Genomic DNA, 20687 nt, shown 5'->3' with positions numbered 1-20687 from the left:
CAAGAGCTCCCGGGGTGCTTCTTTTTTTTTGTAGCCGGAATTCGCCCAATTTGATGTAGCACAAAGCCCGTTTTTGAATAACATACGGTATACATGCAAGAGTCTAGGAGGAAACAACCATGGAAAAAAGCATGATAACCGAAAATGTTACAGCATCGCAACAGATGGATGCTAAAACACTATGTCAACAGCATATGCATCGTTATGTATGCGTATGGGTGAAGGACGGGACAATGTATGACGGAATTGTAGAGCATGTGGATGATGAAAAGATATACTTAGCCGTTCCTATGGGTGGAGAAGAAATGGAGAATGTTAATCTCCCCTATCCGCCCAACAATTGTGGATGCGGCTCCCGTGCTTATGGCGGCTATGCATCTTATCCTCCGTACCCTTATCCGTACCCTTACCCGGTCCCAGTACCCGCCTATGCGTATGGATTCCCATACGGACGTCGCCGCTTTAATCGCTTGATTCTGCCACTTGCTGCGTTGACAGCGATTAGTTTACTGCCTTACTACTAATCCGATCTTCTTCGTTGCCTGACCATCGTTCTACTCTCTCCCGCCTACAGCCCTTGTACAGTATAAGTGGCTATATAGGCATATCCATACATCATCACTAAGTAAGGCTGTTTCTTCCAGCATGAAGAAACAGCCTCTTTTTCACATCTACCGTCTCAATATGTTAATGAGCTATAACGCTTACAGCCTTTATCGAGGTTACAATGATTTATGAATGGAGACTGTATGGGTACAGTTTAGTGAAAAGAGGTATCCTGTTTATCTAAAAACCATGTTAACATCAAGCGTGTACAGAAACATAAGAAGGAATAAGCATATAAAGAGGATGTACTGAACAGGCAGGAGGATATCGTGAAAAAATATGTTTCGGTTTTATTAGATATAGAGCTTAAAATTCGCGAGGGACAATATAGATCTGGTTACAAGCTGCCATCGGTCCGTGATGCTTCGGAGCTATACAAGTGCAGCAAAAGCACAATTCTGCGAGCCTATGCTGAACTTGAAAGGAAGCATGCCATTTATTCCATACCGCAAAGCGGATACTATGTAGTGGAAAACCCCAGTGACGTACACCATAGCCATATTTCCGACTACGTTGATTTTGCTTCAGCATCCCCGGATTTAAATGTATTTCCATATCTAGATTTTCAGCATTGTCTAAATCAGGCTATTGACACTTACAAATATCATCTGTTCACATATGGGGATTCGCAAGGATTGGAAACATTGCGACATACGCTCGTCTCTCATTTGGCTGATACTCAGGTGTTTGCAAAAACAGATCGGATTATCGTTACTTCAGGTGTTCAACAAGCATTAGAAATACTCGCGAAAATGCCGTTTCCCAATGGCAAAGAAAAGATTTTGGTCGAGCAGCCCAGCTACGATATTTATTTGCGTTTTTTGGAGGAAGAAAGCATACCCGTCAATGCGATTGCGCGGACAGCGGAAGGTCTGGATTTTTATGAGTTGGAGAACCAATTTAAGCAGGGTAACATCAAATTTTTTTTATACCATGTCAAGGCATCATAATCCTCTCGGTATCTCATATAACACGGAAGAACGAAAAACGATAGCTGCCTTGGCTGCCAAATATGATGTGTACATCGTAGAAGATGACTATATGGCTGATTTGGGAGTTGATCATCTTGTTGATCCCATTTATGCATACGATCAGACAGAGCACACTATTTACTTGAAAAGCTTCTCAAAAATCATTTTCCCTGGCTTGCGATTAGGGGTTGCGGTACTGCCAGAAAACTTATTAAAGACGTTCAGTACCTATAAAAGATATGTTGACACATCCATTTTGTCTCAGGCAGCACTTGATATCTATATTAAAAATGGAATGTATGAACGCCATAAACACACGATATCCAAACTGTATTCGGAGCGCGTTCGTATTCTGAACAAGGCGGTGGAACGATACAATCAGTCCGGGTACATTCAAACTCCAGCTGTAACCTCAGGTGTTTATACGCAGTTTAAGCTGCCGAGGACGGTGAATTTGGAACGTTTGGTACACAGTCTTAACGCGAGAAGCATCCAAGTTGTAGCTGGCAAAGGTTTTTATTTATCAAGCTACAGGGAACAAGAAAAATTTTTGCGTATAAGTATTTCGCGTGCACAGCCGGATCTAATTGATAAAGGAGTTAAATCTATAATAGAGGAAGTTAGTAAGGGAAACTGGTATTAAGCCCCATTTTCCGTTATGATACATATAGAAACATAGGCATAACCAATCATGATTGGTTATGTTTCTGTTTGGTGTGGAAAATACATAACTTTGAATGCCGAGAGCAAGGACTGCTGATGTTTAATTGCTTATGATCGGCTCACTGCCAAAGGAGGGTTTTGAATGGACGATCTGTTTTTGAAAATTGTGGATGGAAGCATCCCCAGCAAAAAGGTGTTGGAAACCGACAATGTGCTCGCATTTCATGACATCCAGCCTGCGGCGCCAGTACACGTGCTCATTATTCCAAAAAAATACATTCCTTCAATGAATGCTGTAACGGAGGAGGATCTTCCTCTTATCGCGGAGATTCATCGTGTTGCGGTTGAGGTTGCGAAAAAGTTGGGAATCGCTGAGTCTGGTTATCGGTTGATTAACAACTGTGGACCGGATAGTGGACAAGCGGTAGGCCATCTGCATTATCACTTGCTGGGCGGCGCCAAATTAGGTGCCCTGACAGGTATTTCGGACTCGCATTCTTAAAAATGACAGAGCTAGTCTTTTCAGTAATGCGGAAGTAACGGGAAAAAAGTTCCTTCTATGTACTCATTTTTTCTTATAGGTTGACACCTGGTTTCCGTTTCACCTATAATAAAATTTGATGAACCGTGTTATTGCTCTTGGACGGTCTGGTCGGAGGGAGGGAAAACTGGTGTCTGAAACTAAAGTTCGCAAAAACGAGACAATTGATGCTGCACTTCGTCGCTTTAAACGCTCCATTGCTAAGGATGGCGTATTGGCTGAGGTGAAGAAACGCAAGCATTATGAAAAGCCAAGCGTAAAGCGCAAGAAAAAGTCCGAGGCTGCTCGTAAGAGAAAGTTCTAGGAGGATCTAAGTAATCATGAATTTGAGCGAACGATTGAACGAAGATATGAAGCAAGCAATGAAGAGTAAGGACAAGTTCAAACTCTCCACCATTCGAATGGTTCGTTCTACGATTAAAAATCTTGAAATAGATTTGAAACGGAATTTGGACGACAACGAAGTGCTTGATATTCTGAGTCGTGAGATCAAACAGCGAAAAGATGCCCTCCATGAGTTTGAAAAAGCCGGTCGTGATGAACTTGCGACAAGCACTAAAGCAGAAATAGAGATCATCGCTCAGTACCTTCCTGAACAACTTTCTGAAGAAGAAATTAAAGTTATTGTACAGCAGACCATCCAGGAAACCGGTGCTTCTTCGAAAGCCGAGATGGGGAAAGTAATGACGGCCTTAATGCCTAAGGTAAAAGGTCGTGCTGACGGTAAGCTCGTGAACCAGGCGGTTCAGCAATTTCTGCAATAAACCCTGCGACAAACAGGAAAACACAACACCCTCTGTTTACAGAGGGTGTTATTTCTATATGTGTGATGCCTGCCATAAAAGAGAATGGTGGAAAACGCCTTTATGAAAGCGCTTCCCGTAATTGTGTGAAACGTGATGTCCATTAGGGGCGTAAAGTATTTGACAGGCGTCAGGATTAGCAATATACCCAATAATTTCACATTAAATCCTGAAAACTGTTTAGTTTGTCTAACAAAGTTTGGTATGCTGTAACAAGGAAAGATCGAAAGGGGGGAAAGAAATGCATAGAGAGCATCACCACTCCAGCCGCAAATTGGTCTTTTTAACGTTGTGGATTATGATATCCGTTCTGTTGTTACCCTTAGTTCATTCTGGATCAGCGGCAGCTCAAACAAAGGGTGGAGCTGTGTTTGTTATACCAGTTGATCAGGAAATTGAACAGGGTCTGGGCAAATTTATGGAGCGTGGATTTGCAGAAGCGGTTGATTCCAAAGCAGGTCTGATTTTACTGGATATTAACACTCCCGGCGGACGGGTAGATACAGCGGAGAAGCTGGGCAAACTGATTAAAGACAGTCCCATACCGACCGTAGCCTATATAAAGGGAGAAGCGGCCTCAGCGGGTAGCTATATTGCGTTGAGTGCTAACAAGATTGCTATGAAACCGGGGAGTATTATCGGAGCAGCAGCGTTAGTAGACGGCAGGGGGAATGCTATTACAGACCCAAAAACGATAGCTTGGTGGAAGAGCAGCATGGCATCTGCCGCAGAAGCGGGCGGGCGCAATCCCGATATTGCTAGAGGCATGGTCGACTCCAAATCGACTTTATCTATCCCGGAGATGAACTTTAATAAGGAAAATGGTCAGATCATTTCTCTAACCAGTGAGGAAGCGCTGAAATTGGGGTACGCGGATCACATCGCGTCTTCGGAACAAGAAGTTATCCAGTGGATGGGCTACAGTACAGATGATGTAATCCATGTGGAGCGCACATGGGCTGAAAAAGCAGCCGAGATATTGACTAACCCGATCGTGCAGACATTGCTTTTATTTGTTGGTATCGCGGGTGTAGTTATTGAACTGCTTGTACCTGGCTTTGGTGTACCGGGAATTTTAGGTGTACTTGGATTTGGTTTGTATTTCTTTGGTAATTATATCGCTGGCTTTGCAGGTTCGGAGACGTGGCTGTTGTTCATTATCGGTCTGGCACTGCTTATACTTGAAATGTTCATTCCAAGCTTTGGCATTCTGGGTATTTTGGGTTCCATCAGCCTTGTCGCGGGTGTAGTCCGTGCAGCATACAACATGCAGCATGCGTTTATATCTTTGGGGATTGCTTTTGCAGCGGCTGTTGCTGTGGTGGCGATCATCGCGGTTGTCTTTAAGGACCGAGGGATATGGAACCGTTTTATACTTCAGGAACGTTTAACGGCTGACCAAGGGTTTTCTTCGGTTGTGAATCGGGAAACGTTATTAGGTCAGAGGGGTGTCAGTCTGACCCCATTACGTCCAGCTGGAACGGTGCTAATCGCTGATGAGCGAGTGGATGTCGTAACGAATGGGGAGTTTATCGCTCCGGATATGCCGATTATCGTATCCAAAGTAGAAGGAGGGCGAATTGTAGTCAAGGCAGACGCGAGCGTCTAGCAAGCTAACAACGAAGAATTAGATTAATGGAGGATGATGCGAGTGTTCGAATCGGGTATTGTCAGTATTTTGCTGATTGCCGTAGTAGTGATTATTGTATTGAGTGTGTTTTTTAGTTTCTTCCCGGTGATGCTGTGGATTTCGGCGCTGGCTTCGGGTGTGCGGATCGGTATCATTACGCTAGTAGCTATGCGGTTGCGGCGCGTCACGCCAAGCCGAATTGTCAATCCCCTCATTAAGGCTACCAAAGCTGGTCTGGGCTTGAATATCAATCAGCTGGAAAGTCATTTTCTCGCAGGGGGGAATGTAGACCGAGTGATCAATGCGTTGATTGCCGCGCAGCGCGCTAACATTCCGCTTGAATTTGAACGTGCGGCTGCGATTGATCTTGCGGGACGGGATGTTCTGCAAGCGGTCCAAATGAGCGTTAATCCGCGTGTTATTGAGACGCCTATTGTTGCTGCGGTCGCCAAGGATGGTATCGAAGTGAAGGTTAAAGCTCGTGTTACGGTGCGTGCCAACATTGATCGACTCGTCGGCGGTGCCGGAGAAGAAACGATTATTGCTCGGGTTGGTGAAGGTATCGTAACAACGGTTGGTTCAAGTAACTCGCATAAAGACGTGCTGGAAAATCCAGATTCCATTTCGAGAACCGTATTGTCCAAAGGTTTGGATGCAGGGACAGCATTTGAGATTCTGTCGATTGATATTGCAGATGTTGATGTAGGTAAAAATATCGGTGCCTTCCTGCAAACAGAGCAGGCGGAAGCAGACAAACGTATTGCGCAGGCAAAAGCCGAAGAGCGGCGTGCGATGGCTGTAGCGCAGGAGCAGGAAATGAAGGCGCGTGTTGTAGAAATGAGAGCACGCGTGGTGGAATCCGAATCCGAAGTGCCTCTGGCAATGGCTGAAGCGCTACGTAGCGGTAAACTTGGCGTCATGGACTATATGAATTTAAAAAATATTGAGGCAGATACGCAAATGCGTAGTTCCTTAGGCAAACCGAATGAGAACTCGGGGAATGATAACAAGAACCGGGATTAACTAACGGACGGGCCGATGAACTATAGCAGTTAGGCGGTGAGTAATGAATTTTATCAGCTGGATCTTTGACCATTTGTATATCTTGATCGTGATTGGCTTTGCACTGGTGTCCTTTTTGGGGAAAAGCATTCAAGGTGGAGATCGGAAATCTTCCCCGCGGCAAGGTATGCCTACCTTTGGTGGTGATCATGGTTCGCGCGGGTCCTCGACGTCGTCCAGACCTTTCACAACGGAACCTGAGATAGAGCGACGTCAGCAAGATGTTACTGGAGAGCTGCAACGTCAATTTCCTAATGAGCGACGGGCGGTGATGGAAGCTCGTCCTATAGAAGAAGTGGGAGACGGGCTGAAAAAGGAAGAACAGATGGACCAAGATTCATTAGATAACGGTACGACTTTAGAGGATCGGATTCGTATTATGGAAGAAGAGCGAAGGATGGTTTTAGCCCGACTCGATCGTATATCCAATGCGAGTGATTCGGAGGAAATTACAGATGGGCTAGAGCAAACTTCTCAAGAGCGGGGTACCGTGAATGCAGCTGACCTACGCAGAGGTGTAATTTGGGCAGAGATATTAGGCCCTCCGCGTTCCAAGCGTTACATGGGTGGAGGAAGACGTTAAAATGATAGTGATCCGTCACGGCTTTGGCTGTGGCGGATCTTTTTTTTTTGCGATGTTTTTAGCAATACATAAACTTGCTGGAATAAAAAAAAGACCTAACGACAAATGCTCAAATTACCTAACAACGAATGTGATGATCTCATATATGCTACATTCTTCTCACATTTACCGTCATCTAAAAAGACGGCATTTTGTCTAATTTAGAATCTCATTTGTGAAAATACTTATGTAAAAAATGATCAAATGTAACAATATGAACGAAGCCTTCCAAAAGTCGTTTTCATTTTTTCTTTTTTTATATATAATGTTCTCAACGATAGAACTTATGAAAATTTACCCCATATTTAGCTAAAATTTGATTTATATCGAGGTGATGTCACAGGGTTATACAAAAAGTAAAAATTTATGTTTAGGAGGATGGGATGGATGGGGAATAGCTTGTTCAGAAAGAAGAACATTGATCAACTGATCGCTGCTACACGTGGGGAAAAAGCACTTAAAAGGGAATTGGGTGCGTTTGATTTAACAATGCTTGGGATTGGAGCCATTATCGGAACGGGAATTTTTGTTTTGACAGGTACGGGAGCAGTTACGGCTGGTCCGGGTTTGGTTATGTCTTTTGTGATTGCGGGGCTCGCTTGTTTGTTCGCAGCATTGGCTTATGCTGAGTTTGCTTCCACCGTTCCAGTATCCGGTTCTGTTTACACTTTTACATATGCTACGATGGGAGAGCTATTGGCTTTTATTATCGGATGGGATTTAATTTTGGAATATATGTTGGCTGCCAGCGCTGTTTCAGCAGGTTGGTCGGGTTATTTTGTATCCTTTTTGAAAGGAATTGGTCTTCATATCCCGGTTGAATTCACTGCTGCGCCAGGAGCTTTAAAAGACCAAACTACTTATTTTAACCTTCCAGCTTTTTTAATTTTGATGGCTATCACATTCTTGCTTTATTTTGGAATAAAAGAATCCAAACGAATTAACAACATCATGGTTATTGTAAAAATTGTTGTCGTTTTATTGTTTATTATTGTTGCTGTTAAATATGTGAAGCCAGACAACTGGACACCATTTATGCCGTTTGGGTTCAGTGGGGTGTTTGGAGCCGCAGCCCTTGTGTTTTTTGCTTTCATTGGCTTTGATGCTGTTTCATCAGCTGCTGAAGAAACCAAAAATCCAGCTCGTGATTTACCACGTGGCATTATTTTCTCGCTTGCTATTTGTACGCTTTTGTATGTGATCGTTAGCGCGATTATGACAGGTATTGTGCCGTTTATGCAATTTGAAGGTATCTCCCATCCGGTGTCATTAGTTTTGCAGGTTGCCGGTCAGAATTGGGTGGCGGGTATTGTGGATATCGGAGCCATCTTGGGGATGACAACGGTCATGCTGGTAATGTTATATGGTCAAACCCGTATTATGTTTGCGATGTCACGTGATGGCTTAGTACCTAAAGTATTGTCAAAGGTTCATTCCAAATATAAAACACCCTATATTAACACGTTGTTTTTTGGTACTTTATCTGCATTAATGGGTGGGTTGATCCCGCTGGATGAGTTAGCAAGCTTGGTGAACATTGGAACCTTATCAGCATTTATTCTGATTTCAGTCGCTGTCATAGTGATGAGAAAAACACAACCTGATTTGCCAAGAGCCTTCCGATGTCCTGGGGTTCCATTTATTCCTATTCTGGCTATCATTTCATGTGGGGTGCTTATTCTTAATCTGAATGGTCAAACGTTTATTCGTTTTATCATTTGGCTTGTTATTGGTATGGTTATTTACTTTTTATACTCCCGAAAAAACTCTCTTTTGAATCAGGATTCTGAAAACTAACCATTTCATACTGTGAAACTAAAAAGACAGCCTTGTTTTGATATGAAAACGAGGTTGTCTTTTTTTATGTGAATTTTTATAAAGCATGGTCTTTTTCCTCTTTAATATTGCAGTTGCTACGAATTGTAAGTTTAGCCTCATAAATGCGATGACTGGATCATAAAATGTACAGTACAGATATCTGTGACGCTGGTGTAACAGTGTCCAGTGATGATTGAGACATAGGATAAACCGAATAGTCATAACAAGCGATTAAAAAAGCAGCATAGCTGCCGTCAAACAACTGTGGAGTGCTAATGGTAATAACAAAAGATTATAAAAAAAGCAGCATAGCTGCCATCAAAACAACTATTAGCCGTTGGATAACAGTTGTTCTGATGACAGGAAAGGAGATTTCGCCGTATGAGCCGGATGAGCCGCAAACTGCGAAAGTGGGCCAGCGAGACGTTGGAGCTTCCGCAGGATATTCTATTTGATCTGCCGCGGTTAACCCTCATCGGCAGCCGCCAGCTTTATGTAGAAAATCACCGGGGTGTGGTGGATTTTACACCAGACCAGCTCGTACTTGCACTTGCGCAAGGCAGGCTAAGAGTGTCAGGCCATGATCTAATCATTACGTCTATCCTGCCAGACCAGGTAAGTGTAGAGGGACATATTACGGATATTCAATTGGAAGGAACGGAGGAAGGCTCGTGAAACATCCCGCTTTAGCAAAGCTGCGTGGCACGGTTACCCTAGCTGTCGAGGGCGAAAGTGTGGAAGCTTTCATTAATTTACTCACTGATCACCATATACCTGTTTGGAACGTGCGGCCGATGGGTACTAGACTTGCAGAAATGAACCTTCTGCTGCCGCACGTCTTCCTGTTGCGTCCGCTTTTGAGAAGGACAGGCTGCAAAATGCATGTTCTCAAACGTCAAGGACTTCCTTTTACTGCTGTACGACTCGCCAAACGTAAATTTTTTCTCGCAGGACTGGCCTTGTTCTGGATAGGACTCCTGCTGATGTCATCGCTCATCTGGGACATTGAAGTGAAGGGGAATGACAAGCTCCCAACGGAAGCTGTTCTCAAAGCAGCCCGACAGGAGGGGCTTTATCCGTTTCAATGGAGTTTTCGCCTTTCCAGCCAGGACAAGCTTTCGCGCGCACTCATGCAGAAGCTTCCAGAGGCATCCTGGATCGGTGTGGAAAGGCAGGGAACCTTGGTGACAATTCAGGTCGTTGAAGCTTCACAGCCTACTCCCCCGCCGCTCTACAGTCCACGTCATCTCATCAGTAAGGCGGACGCGGTAGTCACTGAAATTTTTGCCGAGCAGGGACGTCCTGTTGTGCATAAAAATACACGGGTCAAAAAAGGAGCTATTCTCATTTCAGGAACGCTTGGAGATGAGGAGAATCAGCAACAGGTCGTAGCCAAAGGAGAGATTAAGGGGCTTGTGTGGCATGAATATGAAATTAGTAGTCCCATGGTACGACGCAGCAGCACATATACGGGGAATAGCCACGATCGCTTGTATCTGGTGCTAGGCAACCGTGCGATACAATTGTGGGGATATGGGAAAATACCTTATTCTACACATAAAACGACCGTTGAACATGATCCGCTAACATGGCGTTCTTACAAACTTCCGATGGGTTGGATGAATGAAAGTGTGAGGGAGACCAAGATACAAGAGCAGAAGTTAACGGAAACAGAAGCCAAAATGTCAGGAATAGAAGGCGCACGCGCGGATATTTTAGCTAAATACGGCAAAGGAACGAAAATAATGAGCCAAAAAATTTTGCATGAGAAGAGAGAGAATGGTAAAGTTTATATGAAAGTACTTTTTGAAGTGGAACAGGATATTGCGGAAGAACTTCCGTTAGTTCATAACCAAGGAGAATGAGGCTATTTGGCAGAACAACAACGCAGCATACAAATTGCATTGAACAGTGCGGGAGAAGGTCAGGCGTTATTCGGCCCGCAGGATTCCTTTTTAAAATTGATCGAAGCAGCTATTCCTGCAAAAATAGCATCTCGTGAGGCGGAAATTAATGTTTTTGGAGATGCTCACGAAGTGGAAGTGCTCGAACAATTGTTCGATGTTTTGCTCCAGTTAATTCGTAATGGGTATATACTGACCGAAAGGGATGTCCATTATGCGATTGAGCTGGCAAAAGATCTGCGCGCCGATCAGTTGCTTGATTTGTTCAAGGGAGAAATTACGACAACGTTTCGGGGCAAACCGATTCGTGTCAAAACGATTGGACAGAAGCACTATGTAACCACGATTAAAAAACGCGATATTGTATTTGGGATTGGCCCAGCGGGTACTGGTAAAACCTATCTGGCTGTAGTGCTGGCCGTAGCTGCTCTAAAGGAAGGTTCAGTCAAGCGTATTGTACTGACTCGTCCTGCGGTAGAAGCGGGTGAAAACTTGGGCTTTTTGCCCGGGGATTTACAGGAAAAGGTTGATCCGTATTTACGCCCGTTGTATGATGCCCTATACGATGTGATGGGTCCTGAGCAGACGGCAAAAGCGTTGGAGCGCGGGTTGATAGAAATTGCGCCACTGGCTTATATGCGGGGTCGTACGCTGGATGACTCATTTATTATTTTGGATGAAGCCCAAAATACCACACCAGAACAAATGAAAATGTTTTTGACTCGACTTGGCTTCGGTTCCAAAATGGTTATTACCGGCGATGTTACACAAATTGATTTACCTCGTGGCAAAAAATCCGGTCTAATTGAAGCAAATGCGATTTTAAAAGGGATTGAGGAAATAGGCTTTGTCCAGTTTGCGGAAGAGGATGTTGTCCGTCATTCCCTGGTTCAAAAAATCATCGTCGCTTATGACCGTGTTGCTGAAAATCAAGCATAAGCCCTTGAGCACGAGTATAGTGGGTATGATCAGAAAACGAACAAAATGAGCAGCATAGCTGCCTTGAAAAAGATGATGGAGAGGGATTGTTTTAGATGACCTCGAAGGAATTATCTAAAGGAAAAACGTTCCAGCATAGAATGAATGGATGGAAGTATAGCGTGGCGACACGCTATCTTCTGTTTTTATTTTTGGTGGTTCTTTTTTTATGTGGGTTTTGCGTCCAAGCTGCTCCCCGAACGCTATGACATCCGGGTGAATCAACCGAGTGAAAAGGAAATTGTCGCTCCAATGCAGCTTCCTAACAGTAAGGCGACTTTGAAGGCCCAAGAGGAATCTGCTGAGCGCGTGCAGCCCATGTATACCATTGTACCGATCCGCAACGATAACCTGATTACCGGTATTTTGGATCGAATTGAACGGCTCAATCAGGATGATCAGGTCTCCAGAGCAGATAAGATTTCGATTTATAAGGATGAGATTCCTCAACGTGCACGGGAATTCGTGCAAAATTTTGTGAACAACAGCCGTAATGCGGATGCCTACCCAGATAAATTGCTGGATGAGGTGCTGGAAAAAACGAAAGAGCAAACGTACCGAATCCCAGAGGAGACATACATCAAAATTCCGCGACTTACATCTGAGGATATTGCCGAAATGCGGCCCGTAGCCCGTGAGATTGTAACAGGATTGATGAATGATCAAATTACGGATGCCCAGACGGCTCGAGCCAAGGTAGCTGAACGGGTGAGTACAAGCTCTCTTACTAAACGTACCTCCCGGGAGGTTGTTCAGGAACTTGCAAGGCTTGTGATTACAGCCAACAAGTTTTATGATGATACAGCTACGAAGGACGCTAAAGTACAGGCTCGTGAAGATACACCTACAGTTTACATTAAACAGGGTGAAGTACTTGTTAAAAAGGGTGAGATTATTACCCAGGAAATCTATACACTGCTTGATGAGAATGAGCTGCTCAAGGATAAAATCAACTATTGGCCACAATTTGGCCTGCTGTTGCTGTCTATGATGCTGGCATTGGGTCTGTTTATGTATATTCGTCAATTTCAATCACGAACACGAAACTTCAAGTATAATAATGCACAGTTGCTCATGCTGGTGTTAATCTTTGTGATTACAGTGGGAGCTATGATGTTAATTTCTATACTGCAGACTAGTGAACGATCCTACCTCGGCTATCTGGCACCTATCGCACTTGGAGCTATGCTTGTAACGTTGTTGCTTGATATGTCGCTGGCATTCGTATGTGCCGTTATATTCAGTATATTGGCAAGTGTTATTTTGAATGTTCGTCAGGGACAAATTTTTGATTTTAATTTTGGTTTTTTTGCCCTTGTGGTCTGTCTGGCGTCGATTTTTTCTACCCACCGGGCCAGCCAGCGTTCAACGCTGTTCAAGGGATCTATTATGGTATGCCTGTTCGGGGCTCTGGCTGTTTTTTCTTTGGCGCTGATTGACCAAGGGAACTGGACTCAAACAACGACACTCTATGGGGTAGCCTTTGCTTTTGCAGGTGGTCTGGTTACAGCGATCCTTGTTATAGGGCTAATGCCATTTTTTGAATCCACCTTTGGCATCTTGTCGGCACTGAAGCTTGTCGAATTGTCAAATCCTAATCATCCATTGCTTCGCAAGCTACTTACCGAGACTCCCGGAACATATCATCATAGTGTAATGGTAGGTAATCTGTCGGAGGCCGCAGCGGAGGCTATAGGAGCAAATGGGTTGTTGTGCCGGGTTGGTTCGTATTATCATGACATTGGTAAAACCAAAAGGCCTTCGTACTTCATTGAAAATCAAAATGGGATGGAAAATCCGCATGATACAATAGAGCCCAAGCTTAGTAAATCCATCATTATAGCCCATGCCCGTGATGGTGTGGAAATGCAATTGGATTACAAGCTACCCAAGCCGATTCGTGATATAGCCGAACAACACCACGGAACGACATTTCTGCACTATTTTTACCACAAGGCATTGCGTGAGGCGGAAGAACGGGGGGTGGAGCCTGACTTCACAGAGGATGATTTCCGTTATCCGGGACCGAAGGCTCAGTCGAAAGAGGCTGCTGTAGTAGGAATTGCTGATAGTGTGGAAGCAGCAGTTCGATCCTTGCGAAAACCTACGGTGGAGCAGGTAGAATCCATGATTGAAAAAATTATTAAGAGCCGTCTTGATGATCACCAGTTTAACGACTGTGAACTGACCATGAGGGAGCTTGATATCGTGGCCCAAACGCTCAAGGAAACAGTAATGGGAATTTTTCATTCCCGTATTGAATATCCAGAGGAAAGACCTAAGCCCGAAAGTGGAAAAGCTTAATATTACTTGTGCATGAAGCACAGGTAAAGCATTAGAATTAAAAGGAGCGGTTGGCATGGGCCTTCAATTAGCTTGGAATAATGAACAAAACGATATGGTAATTAACGAATCGTTGATTACGATGCTGAACACCTTATTAGAGGAGGCTGGCAAAGCGGAAGGGGTTATAGACGGTGAGGTTGCCCTTACTTTCGTGAATGATGATCAAATACATGAGTTGAACAGGGATTATCGCGGAATTGATCGTCCTACTGATGTGTTGTCTTTTGCTATGAAGGAAACACTAGATGAAGAGCTTGAAATTATTTACGAACCGACGGAAGAAAATCCTTTAAACGATGTACCGGATGTTCTAGGAGATATTATTATTTCTGTACAGACAGCCCAAGCTCAAAGCGAAGAATATGGACATTCAATTGAGCGTGAAATCGGTTTTTTGTTTGTTCACGGTTTTCTGCATCTGTTAGGCTATGATCATCAGGACGATGCAAGTGAAGCGGAAATGATGGGTAAGCAGGAAGCTGTGCTGGCTCAAGTGGGGTTGACACGGTAATGAGACGTCAGCCTTGGAGAATGACCTTTCGCTATGCCGCAGAAGGCGTGGTATACGCTCTGCGTACGCAAGTAAATATGCGGATACATGCGGTCGTGGCGCTCCTTGTCATTGTGGCAGGGTTAACTCTGCGCATCTCCCGGCTCGACTGGTTATTCGTGTGCATGGCCATTGCCATAGTCATGGTAGCCGAACTGATCAACACCGCTGTTGAAGCAGCGGTGGATCTAATCTCACCTGATATTCATCCGCTGGCCAAAGCGGCTAAAGACACCGCCGCCGGAGCCGTGCTCCTGGCAGCGGTTTTTGCTGTAATTATTGGCATATTTGTATTTTATAGACCTTTGTTGACGTTAATGAGTCAGCTGCTTTAATGAAAAGAGCAAAATAAAAATTAGGTGCTTAATCGCGCTGGAGGAAATAAAATGGCTAAGAAACACTTTAAATCCGGCTTTGTTGCTATTGTGGGCAGACCCAATGTCGGAAAATCAACATTGATGAACCATGTCATTGGGCAGAAGATTGCCATCATGTCAGACAAACCCCAAACGACACGGAATAAAATTCACGGTGTATACACCACAGAGGACACACAAATTGTATTTTTGGATACACCGGGGATTCACAAGCGGCAGTCAAAACTGGGCGATTATATGAATCAGACCGCTTTTAATACATTGGGTGAGGTAGAAGCGGTACTTTTTCTTATTGACGCTGCTGAAGGTTTGGGCGGAGGCGACCGTTTTATTGCGGAACAGCTTAAACAAGTCAAAACACCAGTTATATTGGTGTTGAATAAAATTGACCGCATTGAGCCGGAGGCATTGTTGCCCCTGATTGAGCAGTATCGCAAGTTGTATGACTTTGCGGAAATTGTGCCGATTTCGGCCAAAATGGGCAATAATGTTAACACTCTGTTGGACCAGATTCAAAAATACTTGCCAGAAGGTCCGCAATATTATCCTGATGACCAAATTACCGACCATCCAGAGCAGTTTGTCATTGCCGAGCTGGTTCGGGAAAAGATTTTGCACATGACACGTGAGGAAGTACCCCATTCTATTGCGGTTATGATTGAAGACATGAAAGTACAGGATAATGGTGTAGTGCATATTATGGCGGTTATTTTTGTAGAGCGTGATTCCCAGAAGGGGATCATTATCGGCAAACAGGGAGCCATGCTCAAAGAGGTGGGCAAACAAGCTCGCCAGGATATCCAAAATTTGCTAGGCTCCAAAATTTTCTTGGAACTTTGGGTTAAAGTCAAAAAAGACTGGCGTAACCAGGAACGTGTCCTTCGTGACCTGGGCTTCCATCGCGACGCTTAAAAGCAGATATCGATATCTACCATCACTTTGGTCATCAAAGGTCTATTGAGGCTAAGATTGATGTTAAATAATATGTATAGTTGTTGTAAGTATCATAAAAAAGCCGTACCGATCTCTACGACGGAGATAAGTATCAGTCTTCTAATCATCCCAAGCGCCGCGCATAAGCGGCGCTTAACTTCTTGCTCTTACCCTTTCTTCCAGCGATGAAATAAGGAGTGCTTTTTAAAAGAGTTATTGTAACTGTATGCACGTTGTAGCGGAGCGAAGAATTTGAATCTGAAGAAGCGTCAGCGTTCGCCTTTACCCCTGAATTTACTCCTTTTCTCATTGGATAAAATAAATTCAGGGGTAACAGCGATCGTAAGATCAAATCATTCGCGAAGCGGTGTCCAGACCGTACACAGTAGCCTTTTTCAACGTAATCCATTAATTTCATCGCATACTACTTCCCTCTTCGCATCATCCTATTTTTGAGATGCAGACGTCATTTCCGAAGAAAGGATGAATACGAATGCGAGATTTTTCGTGGAAGTATTTTGCGATGACTGGAGATGTCGGTGCGTATCTGTTATACAGGGAGAGCGCCGTGACAAGGGAGCAAGACACGGATGAAGGAGAGTCGGACGAGCATGAAGAAGCCCGTGAATAGAGCGAACCACTGGCTTCTTCGCGAATGTTTGGGGGAAGAAGCATGCTTTACAGGATGGAAGGAATCGTCATCCGCAGCATGGATTACGGTGAGGGGAACAAAATTATTACGCTTTGCACCGAAAGCGGAGGCAAAGTAGGTGTGCTGGTCAGAGGCGCGAAAAAATCCAAAAGCCGTCATGCTGCTTTAACGCAGCCGTTTACGTACGGTGAATTTGTTTTTTTTCGTAACACAGGCTTAGGCACACTGAATGCCGGTGAAATTATCCAATCCCACCATACACTGCGCGAGGATATTACAAAGGCTGCTTACGCTTCCTATGCTTGTGAACTGCTTGATCGGGTATTACAGGATGAGGAAACAGGTGCATTTTGGTTTAAGCAGCTTAAAGCCTGTTTGGAGGCATTGGAGAGTGGCAAGGATCCGCTGATCGTCATGAGTATTTATGAATTTAAAATATTGCAGGCGGCCGGATATGCACCTCAGCTTGATGCTTGTATTTCAAGCGGTCAACAATGTGCTGATGAAGATATGTTTATCAGTCCGAGGTTAGGTGGGGTTTTGTGTCGGGGCTACAAGCATTTTGATCCAGCTGCGTTGAGTGTTGCTCCACGTACGTTGAAGTTGCTGCGCTTGTTCGCTCAAATGGATTTAAATCGACTCGGCAATATCGACGTGAAGGACTCCACCAAGCTGGAGATCAAACATGTCATGCGTCAGTTCATGGATATGCAGTTGGAGGTTAAGCTGAAATCCCGTAATTTCCTGGATCAGCTTGATAAGTACGATATGTGAAATACGGCGTTCTCTTGACTGTATCCCTGAAAAAGTGTAATATCCTACTATATATCTCCTTTGGGAGCAGATGCATTGAACGAGAAAGTAACGATACGTATTCTCTGTAGTTAGCGAGTTGGGGACGGTGTAAGCCCAGCGGGAATTGTTCGTGAACATGGCACTCGGGAGCGTCTGAATGGACACGGAAAAGAGGATTACGATCTGACTGGTGATGTAGGATCGCAATCAAGTAGGGTGGAACCGCGGGAGTCAGCTCTCGTCCCTACGTCTGTACAGGCGTAGAGGCGGGGGCTTTTTGCTGTCTCTAGCAAGGCTTATGGGATAAATTAGCCCTGTACATATGAGCTTAATGTTTAGAAATCACCAACATTTTAGGGAATTGGAAAGGAAGCGTGTGCCCATGAATTTTCAGCAGATGATTTTAACGCTGCAACAATTTTGGTCTGAACACAACTGTATTATTGTACAGCCTTATGATACGGAAAAAGGGGCAGGTACGATGAACCCGATGACGTATTTACGTTCAATTGGACCTGAGCCGTGGAACGTAGCTTACGTTGAGCCTTCTCGCCGTCCGTCTGACGGACGTTATGGTGAGAACCCGAACCGCCTGTATCAGCATCATCAGTTTCAAGTGGTTTTAAAGCCTTCACCTGATAATATTCAGGAATTGTATTTGGAGAGTTTGAACCGTTTGGGGATTAACCCACTGGAGCATGATATTCGTTTCGTGGAAGACAACTGGGAAGCACCGACGCTGGGAGCCTGGGGGTTAGGTTGGGAAGTATGGCTGGACGGTATGGAAATTACCCAATTCACCTACTTCCAGCAAGTGGGTGGTATTGATGCCAGTCCGGTTGCGGTTGAAATTACCTACGGTATGGAGCGTCTTGCTTCCTACATCCAGGACAAGGAAAATGTGTTCGATTTGGAATGGGTCAATGGAATCTCGTACGGTGATGTTTTCCATCAACCAGAATTCGAACATTCCAAGTATACGTTTGAAGTATCTGATGTCAAAATGCTATTTACTCTTTTTAATATGTATGAAGAAGAGGCGAATAAAGCGATGGCGCAGCATCTTGTATTCCCAGCCTATGATTATGTGCTGAAATGTTCTCACACGTTCAACTTGCTGGACGCTCGCGGAGCAATCAGTGTAACGGAACGGACTGGCTTTATTATACGAGTACGCAATTTGGCGCGTCAGGTCGCTGCGACCTATCTAGAGGAGCGCGAGAAGCTGGGCTTCCCGCTGTTGAAGAAAGGAGGTGCGGCAAATGTCTAAGGATTTATTGTTTGAAATCGGGCTGGAAGAAGTGCCTGCACGGTTTATCCCGAATGCGATTCAGCAGTTGAAGGAACGTATGACAGCGTGGCTCGACAGCTCGCGTATTGCTTACAGTGCTGTAGAGGCTTATGCTACACCTCGTCGTTTGGCAGTACTTGTTAAGGAAGTGGCAGAGAAGCAAGAAGATATTAACGAAGAAGTTAAAGGACCTTCCCGCAAAATCGCACTTGATGAAGCCGGTAACTGGAGTAAGGCTGCTCTAGGCTTTGCCCGTAGCCAAGGTGTTGATCCTGAACAGTTCACGTTCAAAGAGCTTGGAGGCGTGGAATATATTTACGCGACCAAGAGCAGCATAGGTGTACCGACGGCAGATGTGCTGTCTGAAGGTTTACTACACATTTTACATGCCATGACATTCCCTAAATTTATGCGCTGGGCGAGTTATGACTTTAAATTTGTTCGTCCAATCCGCTGGTTGGTAGCCTTGTTTGGTAGCGATATTGTTAATTTGGAGATTGCTGGCGTACAGTCAGGGAATGTGACAAGAGGACATCGCTTCCTTGGACAGGAGGCCGTTGTAGAAAGTCCAGCTGACTATGTCGAAGTACTTCGCAAGCAGCATGTCATTGTGGACATTGAGGAACGTCAATCGCTTATTGTGAAGCAGATTGAAGCACTTGCAGCCGAAAAAGACTGGACGATTGCGGTCAAGGACGATTTGCTGGAAGAAGTGCTGTATCTGGTGGAAACTCCAACAGTGCTGTTCGGAGGCTTTGACCCTGCGTTCCTGAACATTCCGAAGGATGTATTGATTACTTCCATGCGTGAACATCAACGCTATTTCCCAGTGCTGGATCGCACAGGAAAGCTGCTGCCATACTTTGTTACGGTACGTAATGGTGGCAGTCAATCGCTGGAAGTCATTGCAAAAGGAAACGAAAAAGTATTGCGTGCGCGGCTGTCTGATGCCAAATTCTTCTATGAAGAAGATCAGAAGCTGGAAATTAAGGATGCACTCTCCAAGCTGGAAAGCATCGTTTTCCACGAAGAGCTGGGAACGGTTGGAGACAAAGTGCGCCGAATTCGCCGCATTGCCGATGCTCTGGCAGAGAAGCTACGCGTTTCCCAAGATACACAGGAATCGGTTAGCCGAGCAGCAGATATTTGTAAATTTGACCTTGTAACACAAATGGTCTATGAATTTCCGGAACTGCAAGGGGTTATGGGCGAAGATTATGCTCGTAAGGCTGGAGAGAAGGAAGAAGTGGCAAGAGCGGTGTTTGAGCATTACCAGCCGCGATTCGCAGGTGAAACGGTTCCTTCAACGAACGCTGGAGCGATTGTAAGTATCGCAGACAAGATAGATACCATTACAGGCTGCTTCTCCATCGGTATTATTCCGACAGGTTCACAGGACCCTTACGCACTTCGTCGCCAGGCAGCGGGTATCGTGCAGATCCTGTTAGATCGTAAGCTTTCGGCTACGTTGTCTGATGTGTTCAATATCGCGCTTGATGTGCACAGCAACTTTGGAAATATGAAACGTTCCGCAGATGAAATACGTAAAGAATTACATGAGTTTTTCGGATTACGCGTGAAGAAACTATTGTCCGAGACACTTCGTTATGACGTTGTGGATGCTGTGCTTTCAGCTGGATATGACGATGTTGCTTCCGTTGTTAACCGCGGAGCTGCGTTAATGACTGCTGTACAAACAGGGGATGCCTTCAAGGCAACAGTCGAGTCTTTTAATCGCGTAGGTAATTTGGCTGCTAAAGCAGTTCATAAGTCAGTGAATACGGGTGAATTTACGGAACAGGGCGAGAAAAACCTATATGAAGCATGGTATGGCGCCTATGAGTCTTATTGTACAGCTTTACAGGAAGGTGATGCGACACAAGCATTGACGCTTGCTTCATCCATTACTCCTGCGGTGACGGCGTTCTTTGATTCCGTTATGGTTATGGCTGAGGATGATGCTGTACGTAATAATCGTTTGGCATTGCTGGCTGCTATTGACTCAGAATTGAAGCGTTTTGCTGATTTTTCCAAGCTTGTAGTTTAAACGTCGGTTGTGGTAGTATGAACAACTTGAAAAAATGGGTATAAATATACGGAACGGTGTAAGAGTGATCTTGCAGCCGTTCCGTATTTTACTCGAAT

Annotated in this window: 19 protein-coding genes and 2 pseudogenes; 20 read left to right on the top strand and 1 reads right to left on the bottom strand. The window is 44.7% G+C overall.

Annotated features, from left to right (window positions below):
* Positions 1–119: 119 nt before the first annotated feature.
* The 16 genes and pseudogenes from C400_RS0121570 to era all read left to right on the top strand — a co-directional run bounded on the left by C400_RS0121570 (position 120) and on the right by era (position 15783).
* Complete coding sequence (locus C400_RS0121570; protein WP_017428162.1) at positions 120–524, top strand: hypothetical protein; 405 nt, start codon at positions 120–122, stop codon at positions 522–524.
* Between the two features lie 351 nt (positions 525–875).
* Positions 876–2220, top strand: a pseudogene (locus C400_RS0121565) (aminotransferase-like domain-containing protein).
* 162 nt (positions 2221–2382) lie between these two features.
* Positions 2383–2742 carry a histidine triad nucleotide-binding protein gene (locus C400_RS0121560; protein ID WP_013372152.1) on the top strand — a complete coding sequence of 120 codons (360 nt, stop codon included), beginning with the start codon at positions 2383–2385 and terminating at the stop codon, positions 2740–2742.
* A 169-nt stretch (positions 2743–2911) separates the two neighbouring features.
* Complete coding sequence (rpsU, locus tag C400_RS0121555; protein WP_005547957.1) at positions 2912–3085, top strand: 30S ribosomal protein S21; 174 nt, start codon at positions 2912–2914, stop codon at positions 3083–3085.
* Positions 3086–3101: 16 nt separating this feature from the next.
* Positions 3102–3545 (top strand): GatB/YqeY domain-containing protein, encoded by a 444-nt coding sequence (locus C400_RS0121550; RefSeq protein ID WP_013372151.1) that lies wholly within the window; start codon positions 3102–3104, stop codon positions 3543–3545.
* Between the two features lie 280 nt (positions 3546–3825).
* Positions 3826–5193, top strand: coding sequence for an NfeD family protein (locus tag C400_RS0121545; RefSeq protein ID WP_017428161.1), 1368 nt, complete (start codon positions 3826–3828; stop codon positions 5191–5193).
* A 42-nt stretch (positions 5194–5235) separates the two neighbouring features.
* Positions 5236–6237: a flotillin-like protein FloA gene (floA, locus tag C400_RS0121540; protein ID WP_016821594.1), complete on the top strand. Its 1002-nt coding sequence runs from the start codon at positions 5236–5238 to the stop codon at positions 6235–6237.
* 43 nt (positions 6238–6280) lie between these two features.
* On the top strand, positions 6281–6859 hold the full coding sequence (locus tag C400_RS0121535; RefSeq protein ID WP_017428160.1) for a hypothetical protein: 579 nt from the start codon (positions 6281–6283) through the stop codon (positions 6857–6859).
* Between the two features lie 426 nt (positions 6860–7285).
* A complete protein-coding gene (locus C400_RS0121530) occupies positions 7286–8695 on the top strand; it encodes an amino acid permease (RefSeq protein ID WP_017428159.1) in 1410 nt (469 codons plus the stop codon).
* A 402-nt stretch (positions 8696–9097) separates the two neighbouring features.
* Positions 9098–9391 carry a sporulation protein YqfC gene (gene yqfC, locus C400_RS0121525; protein ID WP_016821590.1) on the top strand — a complete coding sequence of 98 codons (294 nt, stop codon included), beginning with the start codon at positions 9098–9100 and terminating at the stop codon, positions 9389–9391.
* Positions 9388–10581 (top strand): sporulation protein YqfD, encoded by a 1194-nt coding sequence (gene yqfD / locus C400_RS0121520; RefSeq protein WP_017428158.1) that lies wholly within the window; start codon positions 9388–9390, stop codon positions 10579–10581. Before yqfC ends, yqfD begins: the two co-directional genes overlap by 4 nt.
* Positions 10582–10587: 6 nt before the next feature.
* On the top strand, positions 10588–11559 hold the full coding sequence (locus C400_RS0121515) for a PhoH family protein (RefSeq protein WP_016821588.1): 972 nt from the start codon (positions 10588–10590) through the stop codon (positions 11557–11559).
* A gap of 95 nt (positions 11560–11654) precedes the next feature.
* Positions 11655–13902, top strand: a pseudogene (locus C400_RS0121510) (HD family phosphohydrolase).
* 55 nt (positions 13903–13957) lie between these two features.
* Complete coding sequence (gene ybeY / locus C400_RS0121505; RefSeq protein WP_017428156.1) at positions 13958–14455, top strand: rRNA maturation RNase YbeY; 498 nt, start codon at positions 13958–13960, stop codon at positions 14453–14455.
* On the top strand, positions 14455–14829 hold the full coding sequence (locus C400_RS0121500) for a diacylglycerol kinase family protein (RefSeq protein WP_016821585.1): 375 nt from the start codon (positions 14455–14457) through the stop codon (positions 14827–14829). Before ybeY ends, C400_RS0121500 begins: the two co-directional genes overlap by 1 nt.
* A gap of 51 nt (positions 14830–14880) precedes the next feature.
* Positions 14881–15783 carry a GTPase Era gene (gene era, locus C400_RS0121495; RefSeq protein WP_017428155.1) on the top strand — a complete coding sequence of 301 codons (903 nt, stop codon included), beginning with the start codon at positions 14881–14883 and terminating at the stop codon, positions 15781–15783.
* 145 nt (positions 15784–15928) lie between these two features.
* On the opposite strand, the gene C400_RS27035 is transcribed toward era, so the two are convergent.
* Positions 15929–16222, bottom strand: a complete 294-nt coding sequence (locus C400_RS27035; RefSeq protein WP_128574152.1) for a hypothetical protein — start codon at positions 16220–16222, stop codon at positions 15929–15931.
* A gap of 75 nt (positions 16223–16297) precedes the next feature.
* On the opposite strand from C400_RS27035, the gene C400_RS27030 reads away from it, so the two are divergent.
* The 4 genes from C400_RS27030 (at position 16298) to glyS (ending at position 20589) form a co-directional block, all read left to right on the top strand.
* Positions 16298–16435 carry a YqzL family protein gene (locus tag C400_RS27030; RefSeq protein ID WP_013372137.1) on the top strand — a complete coding sequence of 46 codons (138 nt, stop codon included), beginning with the start codon at positions 16298–16300 and terminating at the stop codon, positions 16433–16435.
* Positions 16436–16477: 42 nt separating this feature from the next.
* Positions 16478–17230 (top strand): DNA repair protein RecO, encoded by a 753-nt coding sequence (gene recO / locus C400_RS0121485; protein ID WP_016821583.1) that lies wholly within the window; start codon positions 16478–16480, stop codon positions 17228–17230.
* Between the two features lie 403 nt (positions 17231–17633).
* On the top strand, positions 17634–18521 hold the full coding sequence (glyQ, locus tag C400_RS0121480) for a glycine--tRNA ligase subunit alpha (RefSeq protein WP_016821582.1): 888 nt from the start codon (positions 17634–17636) through the stop codon (positions 18519–18521).
* Positions 18514–20589 carry a glycine--tRNA ligase subunit beta gene (glyS, locus tag C400_RS0121475; protein ID WP_017428154.1) on the top strand — a complete coding sequence of 692 codons (2076 nt, stop codon included), beginning with the start codon at positions 18514–18516 and terminating at the stop codon, positions 20587–20589. Before glyQ ends, glyS begins: the two co-directional genes overlap by 8 nt.
* Positions 20590–20687 lie beyond the last annotated feature (98 nt).

It is taken from the genome of Paenibacillus sp. ICGEB2008, assembly GCF_000307675.1.
Taxonomy (GTDB): domain Bacteria; phylum Bacillota; class Bacilli; order Paenibacillales; family Paenibacillaceae; genus Paenibacillus; species Paenibacillus polymyxa.
The sequence above is the reverse complement of the archived record's forward strand: the minus strand, read 5'-3'. Positions and strand labels throughout refer to the sequence as shown.